4 protein-coding genes are annotated in these 9,353 nt (G+C 66.3%); all 4 read right to left on the minus strand.

What is annotated here, in order from left to right; translation table 11 throughout:
• On the minus strand, positions 1-6,283 hold a 6,283-nt coding region (locus GH737_RS10405; RefSeq protein ID WP_196233101.1), incomplete at its 3' end, for a T1SS-143 repeat domain-containing protein.
• A gap of 563 nt (positions 6,284-6,846) precedes the next feature.
• Positions 6,847-7,371, minus strand: coding sequence for an A24 family peptidase (locus tag GH737_RS15320; RefSeq protein ID WP_196233102.1), 525 nt, complete (start codon positions 7,369-7,371; stop codon positions 6,847-6,849).
• A complete protein-coding gene (locus GH737_RS15325) occupies positions 7,368-8,177 on the minus strand; it encodes a tetratricopeptide repeat protein (protein WP_196233103.1) in 810 nt (269 codons plus the stop codon). Before GH737_RS15325 ends, GH737_RS15320 begins: the two co-directional genes overlap by 4 nt.
• On the minus strand, positions 8,174-9,353 hold a 1,180-nt coding region (locus tag GH737_RS10415), incomplete at its 5' end, for a LytR C-terminal domain-containing protein (protein WP_196233104.1). The genes GH737_RS10415 and GH737_RS15325, both read right to left, overlap by 4 nt.

Consider the following 9,353-nt stretch of genomic DNA (forward strand, 5'->3'; position numbering starts at 1 on the left):
CCGCGTTGAGGTGCAGCGTGCCGTAGGCGCCCGCGATGTTGCTGGCGACATTGCCGCTCACCGGGTTGGTCGTGTCGCTACCGGTCGCAACGCCGGTCACCGCGCCGCCCGCCGCCGCACCGTCGGCCCCGAGCACGTCGTCGGTGCCGTCGGTCAGGACGTTGCCGGTGGTCGAGCCGCCCTCGGCGACGCTGTTGGTGTCGGCATGCGCCGTCGGCACGTCGTCGATCACGTCGACGTTGATCGTCCCGTGGACCGTGTTCCCGTTGTCGTCGGTCGCGGTGTAGGCGAACGAGTCGACGTTGGTCACCGTGTTGGTGCCGTTGTCGGCGGTCGTGCCGTCGACCGGGCTGGTCAGCGTGTAGCTGTAGCTGCCGTCCGGGTTGAGCGTCAGCGTGCCGTGCGTGCCGGTGCCGCTGCCGTCGAGCGCGAACGTGTACGGGGTGGTCCCGCCGGTGACCGTGATCTGGCCGTCGGCATCGGTCTCGCTGGTCGAGCCCGGGTTCGAGCCGCTCGCAAGACCCGCCTCGTTGACCAAAGCCTCGTCGTCGCTCACGCCCAGGGTCACGTCATTGACGTCGATCGTCAGCGTCGCCGTCGACTTGTCCCCGTCACCATCCGTGATGGTGTAGGTGAAGACGTCGGTCGCATCCGCAGGCGGATTCGAGTTCGGCGTCGCTGTGTAGGTGTAGCTGCCGTCCGCATTGAGCGTCAGCGTGCCGTAAGTACCCACGATCGCGCTGCCGACCCCGGTCGTCACCACGTCCGTCGGGTGGCTGCCCGCCTCGACCCCGCTCACCCCGCCGCCGGAGTCCTTGCCGTCCGCACCGAACACGTCATTCGTCTCGACATTGCCCGTGACCGAGCCGCCCTCGTCGACGCTGTTGGTGTCGGCCGTAGCAGTTGGGATATCGTCGCGAACGTCGACCGTGATCGTGCCCGTCCCGACGACCTCGCCGTTCTGGATCATCTCGTAGGTGAAGGTCTCGACGGTCGGCACCACATTGGTGCCATTGTCGGCGGTCGTGCCGTCAATGGGCGTCGCCAGCGTGTAGGTGTAGGTCCCGTCGCTGTTCAGCACGAGCGTCCCGTGCGCCCCGGAGCCATCGCCCTGAAGCGCGAAGGTCGTCGTTCCCGATCCGCCGGAGACGACGTCACTGAGGTCGCCGCTCACCGCTTCGGAAGTATCGCCCGGATTGCTTCCCACGTCGTTCAGCGCGGCCTCATCGACCTGGACGCGGACGTCGGGCGAGCTGGCGGGCGGGCCGAGGATCAGATCGATGTCGCAAGTGACCGGGTCGCCGTCGGCATCCGTCAGCACGACAGGAACGGACATTTCGACGGAGGTCTGGACGACCTGGGTCATGTCGATCACGCCGAGCTTGAAGGTGTCGCTGCTCTCGAGCGCCTGCACTTCGACCGCGTTGAAAGGAGTCGATGAGGTGATCTCGAAGTCGAACGACTGCGGCAGGCCCGTGATGTTCCACGTTCCGTCGCCATTGTCGGTCACGACAAGGTCGGGATCGCCGGCCGGATTGCCCGCATTGTAAGCGGCGACGTCGACCAGGTTGCCGTCCGCATCATAGATGTTGAGCTGCGTATCGGCGACGAGCGTGTCGTTCGTATCGCCGTAGAAGACGTTGTCGCCGTCCGCTGCGGTGCCCGTCGGGCTGCCGCTCTCGACGACCGTGACCGCCCTGACCGTGAAGTCCGCGAACTGGACCGAATTGAGCCCCCCGACGTCCTGCCGGTAGCTGGTCGCGTCATAATATTCGCCGAAGTTCAGGACCGCGCCGCCGCCGCTGCCGGTGGTGAAGGCGTCCTGCACGAAGTCGATGCGAACCGCGTCCCCGCTCTCCAGGCTCTGCCCGGTCGCCGCGCCGATGAAGTTCTGGTTCGTGTTGATCGTGTTGTCGGATTGCGTGCTGAGAATCAGGTCGAACGGCGAATCCGGAACGTCGATCGCTTTCGCGTCGACGTTGCCGCCGCCGATGCTCTCGAGATTGTCGATGTGCACAGACGTCGTCGACGTGATGTCGATGAGCTGGTCGTATGCGAACGACCCATCCTGGTTGAGCGTGATGGTGAACGCCACATCGCCGCCCTCGCCGCCTTCGCGTGCCTCGAGAACGCCGGCGTCATTGACGAAGTAGAAGAGCTCCTGGCCCTCGGCCATCACCGGATGGCCCTCGGAGTCGAGGACTGCCTGCCCCTCGGTGACTCCGAAGGTCAGCGTCGCGGGCTGGTCCGCGCCAACGGGTGGCAGGTCGAACTGCCCCACGGCGTGCGAACCCGCATCGTTGGTCACCTGCACCTGCGGACAATTCGCCTCGTCGAACGGCTGTGGCATGTCGTCGTCGACATTGATGACGAAGGCGCCGGGAGCCGCCGTCGCCGGATCGCCGTCCGCGTCGGTCGCGACGACGATCGAGCCGAGGTCGATCAGGAGGTTGTCCTCGGTGCCAGCCTGGGGATGATCGAGCGCGCCCTGGAGGTCGAAGGTCCAGCTGCCGTCCGCGTTAACGGTGAGCGTGAACACGGTCTCGCTCCCAGCCGAGGCAGTCAGGACGTTGCCGTCAACAGCGTAAGTGACGGGGACGCCACCCGAGGTCAGTGTCGTCGGAAGGCCCGACGTGTCGCCGCTGAGCGAGAACGTCAGCGGTACATCGGCGCCCGCGTTGAACAGTGCCGCGAGGCTGCCGGCGAGGCCGCCGGTCGTGGTCGGGTCGGAATCGCCCGAAGCGTCGACCGGATCGTCATCCCCGGGCGCATTGTCGTGGTTGCCGTCGACGTTGTCGCCGTTTGCGACCGACAGATCGTCCTCGTCGACGAGGCCGGTCACCAGCGGCGGCGGCGGGTCGTTCGGATGCTCGGGATCGGGCGGCGGGATGATCGCCGTCGGAAGGTCGTCGTCGACCGTGACGATGAAGGCACCGTCGGCCGAAGTGGCGGAATCGCCGTCTGCGTCCGTCGCAACGACAATCGAGCCGAGGTCGAGGTCGATATTGTTCTCGAAATCGCCCGGCGCATGGTCGAGCGCGCCGACGAGATCGAAGGACCAGCTGCCATCGGGGTTCACGGTCAGCGTGAACACCGTCTCGCTGCCGGCTGACGCGGTCAGGACATTGCCGTCGACAGAATATGTGACGGGGACGCCGCCCGAGGTCAGCGTCGGGAGGCCCGACGTGTCGTCGCTGAGCGCGAACGTCAGCGGCTGATCGGCACCACCGTTGAACAAAGCGGCCAGGCTGCCGGCGAGGCCGCCGGTCGTGGTCGGATCGGAATCGCCCGACGCGTCGATCGGGTCGTCATCCCCGGGCGCATTATCGTGGTTGCCGTCGACGTTGTCGCCATTGCGGATCGACAGATCGTCCTCGTCGACCAGCCCGTGCACCAACGGCGGCGGCGGGGCTTCCGGATCCTGCGGATCGGGCGGCGGGATGATCGCGACGGGAATGTCATCGTCGAACGAGATCGACAGCGTGCCGGTGTCGGTGTCGCCGTCGCTGTCGTGCGCCGTGAAGCCGATCGCCGCGGTCGCGTTGTTCTCCGTGTTCGTGCCGTCGTCGACCTGGAGGATGTTGTTTTGCAGGTCGACCGTATAGGTCCCGTTGGAATTCAGCGTGACGGTGAACAGATCCAGCCCGGTGCGGTCACCAGCAGACACTTCGGCCGTCAGCACGTTGCCTGCAACGTGATACGTCACCTGCTCCTGGCCGATGGTGACGACCTTGCCGTCCATGTCGGATGAGAAGGTGAAGGTCCCTGGGCCGTCGGTGCCGAAGTTGGCGCTCAGCGTTCCGGAGAAGGTGCTCTCATCGCTGTCCGGATCCGGGCTCTGGGTGTCGTCGCCCGGCGCGCTGTCGTGATTGCCGGCCGGAAGGCCGTCATCGTCGACGAGCGCCGATGCATCGCTTGCAACCGGGATCGAGTCCGCCGGCACCCCGATCGTCAGCGTCGCGGTGGAAACGTCGCCGTCGGCGTCGGTGATCTCGTAAGTGAAGACCTCGTTGCCGCCGGCGCCCTGGTTGCCGCTCAGCGTGTAGGTGTAGGTGCCGTCGGAATGGATGACGAGGTCACCGAACGTACCGTGCACGACGGTGCCGCCGCTCGTCACGTCGGCAAAGGATCCGCTCGTTCCGGCGTGAATGCCGGTGACGCCGTTCGGGAGGCCGTCCGCGCCCGGTGAATCGGCGCCGGCGGAGCCGCTGGTCGTTCCTGCGCCTGTCAGGACGTTTCCGTCTGTGCTGTCCGCGCCCTTGGCGAGCGCGTCGGTGTCGTTGCGCGCGATCGGGGTATCGTCGTCGACGTTGATCGGCAGGTGGCCGGTGGCGGTGTCGCCATCCGAATCCGTCACCGTATAGCTGACGTCGAACGCGACATTGTTCTCGTTCGCGTCCGCCGGGTGGTCGATCGGAGCGACCTGCGTCACCGTATAGGCGCCGGTGGCGCCGTTGACGGTGACGGTGAGGACATGGGTCGAGCCCTGCATCACCCACAGCGAGCCGTTGCTTTGCAGCTGGTAGGTGAAGCCGTCGGGCGCGCCCGCCTCGGTGAGCGCGAAGGTCAGCTGACCGTCGCCGCCGGATCCGCTGAGCGTGCCGGTGGTGTTGACCGAGTCCGGATCGTCCCCGGTGCCGCCGGAATTGCCGCCCGCAAGCGCATCGTCGTCGAGCTGGACGAGACCGTTCTCGCCGACGCTCGGCGTGTGGTCAGGATTGGTGATCGTCAGCGTCGCCTGCGTGGTGTCGCCGTCGCCGTCGGTCAGCGTGTAAGTGAAGACTTCGGTCGAGCCGCCCGGCGCGCCCTGGTGCGCGGTATAGGTGTAGCTGCCGTCGGCCTTGATCGTCAGGCTTCCGAACTCGCCGTCGACGACCAGATTGCCGCTCGAATCGAGGCTCGCGTCCGAATTGCCGTTGTTGTTGCTCGACACCGCGGTGAGCGTCGCATTGTCTGCGCCCACCGTATCGGCACCCGCCGCGCCCGAGGTCGTGTCGGCGCCCGTCATCACGTTGCCGGTGGCGACATGGTTGACGAGGTCGGTGGTGTCAGTGTCGTTGCGCGCGGTCGGCACGTCGTCGACGATGTTGACGGTCAGCGATCCAGTCGCCTGGTCGCCGTCGTCGTCGGTGACCACGATCGCGAACACGTCCTGGGTCGCGTCGCCGCTCGTATTGTCGCCGAGCGTGTAGCTGTAGGTGATCTGACCGTTGTTGAGGTCGATCCCGGTGATCGTCAGCGTGCCGAATTCGCCGGCGATCTGCTGCCCCACTTCGGTAACGGCCTCGCCGTTAATCGTGACGCTCTCGAGCCCGTCTTCGGCAGTGAACACGATGGCACCGGTGTTGGTCTCGGTGCCGTCGCTGTTGTTTGTGCCGTCGCCGTCGGCGATTTCGCCGGAGCCGGCGGGCTCGGCGCCGTTGCGGACGGGAAGACCCTTCTCATTGACGGATTCGGACGCATCGACCGCGCCGGCCGGGAAGTCCGGCGTCTGGATGACGACGGTCGGCTCGCGGTCGATGAACTGATTCACCTCCTCGAATTCGGGCGGCGTGTAGCTGAGCTCGGTCGGCGGGATGAGGTCGCCAAGCGGAACGCCCGGATCGAGCGGCGGGACCGGCTCGGCGAAATTGCCGCCGCTGCTCTGCGGCGTGCCGGCCGCGGGCTGCGGTTCGGAATCGATCAGAAGCGCGGCGAGGTTCGTCGGCGGAACCTGCACGTCGCCGATCATGATTTGCGGGACGAATACGGCGCCCCCCGGGATCACCATCTGGCTGCCGTCGGGCATGTCGATGACGAGGTCGCGCCCATTGACGTGGATGTCCGACATCTCGACGCCGGCGGGCAGGTTAATGATGCCCTGTCCCGCGGCGGCGGCGGCGACCTGGCCGATGTCGATGGTCAGCGTGGTCGACGCATTGTCCCCGCTCGCATCCGCGAGCGTGTAGTTGAAGACGTCCTGGACGCCGTCGGGCGTACCCGGATTACGGACATAGCTGAAGTTACCCTCGGCATCGATCGACAGCGCCCCATACTGGCCGGTCGCCTGGAAGGCGCCGTTGGCGAGCACGGCCTGGCCGCCCGCTCCCTGCACCGCGACGATTGCTGCGGGGGCAGCCCCGACGCTGTCGGCGCCTGAAGTCCCCGTGCTCGTTCCCGCGCCAGTAATGGCGTTGCCGGTAGCCGGGCCGTAATTGCCCGGAGCGAGCGTATCCACGTCCGGCCGCGCAACGGTATCGGAATGGCTGTCCAGTCCTGCCTGGGAAGCGTCGTCGTAGCGCATATGTCACCCCTGTCGTGATCTCCCAGGCAGACCCGGGAGGTCGTCTTTTGCCGCGCAGACGAAGAATTGGGGCTCGGCGAACCGATCAACGAGATAGGTTAACGGAGAGCCCCGACACCCCCGTCAATCATCAGACAAGAACACTAGTCAGCATCCTTTGCAAGCTGGTGATGCCGAATCGGCATACCGCAGCCGGATTCGAAAGAGCAAATCGGAAAGAGGAAAAAGGTTAACTAAAGTACTATATACATAGAACAGGCAGGATATTTTCTTTGAACTTGCGGACTTGTTCTATGCTTTCTTCTGGACAGTGGTGCTATTCCTTCGATACTCCAATAGACTCGTTTGAGCGCGTTACATGGCAGCTGCGCGGGTTTTTGGGTTCGTTAACCATTTACATTGCATTTAACATTGTCCGTAAAACGACTCTCACTGCTGATGTGGCACGGCCGGATCGCTGCAGGAGCGATACAAAAATTTGCTCATGTGCTTGTGCCAGAATGGGAAAGAACCGCCGGGCCGATGCGAATCGCCAGCGACTCGCGAGCCACCGTTCCGAGTCGCTAGGATTTGTGCGGCTTGATCGTTAGCGGAGCGAGCGGACGCTCGTGATGGCCAAGGGCACGGCTGTCGAGCACGACCACGGCCAAGGCTCCCAGCGCGATCGCGATGCCGTACGGAACGCGCGAGCTCTTTTTGTCCCTGCCGCGGAGCCGCCATTGCCGCGTCGCGAGGTAAGCGACGGCGACAACGCCGCCGGAAAGGAAGACCAGCGCGATGAACATCAGCGCCGACACGGGGTCGAACCACAGGCCTGCCGCGGCAAACAGCTTGACGTCGCCGCCGCCGAGCAGGCGGGCGGAGAAGGCCGCGGTGCCGAGCGCCAGCAGCACGGCGAAGACCGCGCCGTTCTGCCACAGCGACCAGGACGGGCCGGCGAGGATCGCAGCCACGACTGCGCCGGCGAGAACGACGAGGCTCGTGAGGTTCGAGATTCGGTATCGTGCCGCATCCTCGATCGCGGCGGCGATCATGGCGAGAGCGAAGATCAGGATCAGCCAGAGCGGCGCGGCAGCGATCAGGTTCAATTCTGGCTCAATTGTTTGAGGTTGTTGGAAGCCCGGTCGTACCACACCGGGCTGGCATCGAGCGCCTGAGTGAACGCCGCTGCTGCCCGCTTGCGGTCGCCGAGCAGCTCGGCGGCGACGCCCGCATCGTTCAGCCGCACCGACCATGCACGGTCGCTCTCGCCGGCACGCCTTTGCGGCAGATCCGCCGCAAGCGCCGCTTTTGCTAGCTCGAGATTGTTGACGATCCGTCGCGACCCGGAGTCGAGCGTCGCCGCGAGTTCGAAGAATGGAACCGCATCGGCCCAGTCGCCCCGCAGCAGCTTCGACCAACCCTGGTTGTTGATGATCCGGGCTTCGTTCGGAGCAAGCTGGTGCGCTCGGGCATAGGATTCGTCCGCCATCGCCCAGTCCTGCTCGAAGTCCGCAAGCACGCCGCGCGCATTCCACGCGCGCCATGAGGCGCCCGTCGAAGCCACCGCGCACTCGGCCAGCGGTTTCGCGTCCGCCGTTCTGCCGATCTCGAGGGCGGCGATGGCGCCCTTCTCGCAATCGCTCGGTTGCTTGTCGGGCGACTGCGCAAGGCGCTGATAGGCGCTCCACGCCTCGACATATTTGCGCGAGGCAAAGGCGACGTCCGCCGTCAGGCGCTCGACCGGTGCTCCCCTTGCTCCTTGCGAGATCGCCCGCGCGATCAGCAGCTTCGCTTCCTTCAGCCTGCCCGCCTCGATGGCGTGAGAGGCATCCTGCAACACGGACCGGTCGATGGGTTGCGTCGCGGGCGTCTGCGCCGCGACGCTCGCAGCAGCGAGCAAGCCAAGGATCATGATTTGCGCGGGCCGGAGATCCTGTCGACGGAGTCGCGACCGAGCACGAGCACGAGAACGTCGCGCTCGACCATGCGCGCGGCGATGCCGAACTGCGCGGCGAGGCTCTTGCCGAGCTTCTCGCGGCCCTTGGGATAGAGCACCACGCTCTTGGCCTCGATTGCAGGCGCATCGCCGATGTCGAGCTTGCGCCAGCCGCGGTCGAGCAGGACTGCACGGGCAGACGCTGCGAGTCCCTGGCTGCGCGCGGCATTGAGGATCTGGATGTTGGGCCTGGTCCCGGGCCGCGCAAGCGCAACCCAGCGGACGCTGCTCGCAGCCGCGAGCAGGTTCTGCGGCCGGTTCCAGATCGGCTTGCCGGTCGTGACCAGCGCAACCTCGCCGGACGTCAGCCGCTCCAGCCGGGGCGAGAGTGCCTGAGCCATCATGGGAGCGTGCTCTGCGACAGCCTCGCGCTTGGCGACAGGCGCCGGACGCGCAGGAGGAAGCGCCACGGTAACGGAGGAAGCGGGAGCCTGATCGTCATCGTCGAACTGCGAGGACGCAAGCACCGGTGCTTGCGCTTCCAGCCGATGCGCAGGCCGCGCGGGCGGTAGCTCCACGGTGACACTGCCGATCGAAGGGGCCGGCACCCTGACCGCCTGTTCGACCCGCGCTGCCAGCGCAGGCTCGGGAGGAGCGGTCGAGATCCCGGCAGCAGCGGGCGCTGCGACCTTCGGAAGGACCATCGTTGTCGCCGTTACGGCTTGCGGAACCGACGCGATGACGCTGGTTGCAACAGGTGCCGGTGGCTGCGGAGCGATGGTAACCATGTCCATGACAACAGGTCGCGTCTCCACTGCTGCGACAGCAGCGGCAGTGGCCACAGTCGCCGCCGCCGGCGCGGGTTGCACAATCGCGTTCGCCTCCGCGCGAACGGCCATTGCCCGCATCGGCTGCCCTCCGCGCTCGAACACGGCAGCAAGGCCGAGGAGGAGCGTTCGGTCGTGCGGCGCGAGCGCCAGCGCCGCCTCGTAATTGGATTGCGCGAGGTCGAACCGGCTCATCGCCGAATAGCAGTCGCCGATGCCCGCCAGCGCCGCGGCGCTCGCCGGGTTTTCGCGCTGCGCCTTGCGGAAGCCTTCCAGCGCCAGCCCGACGTTGCCGAGCACCAGCTGGCCGCGCGCGACCGCGATC

The organism is Sphingomonas segetis (genome assembly GCF_009720245.1).
Taxonomy (GTDB): domain Bacteria; phylum Pseudomonadota; class Alphaproteobacteria; order Sphingomonadales; family Sphingomonadaceae; genus Sphingomicrobium; species Sphingomicrobium segetis.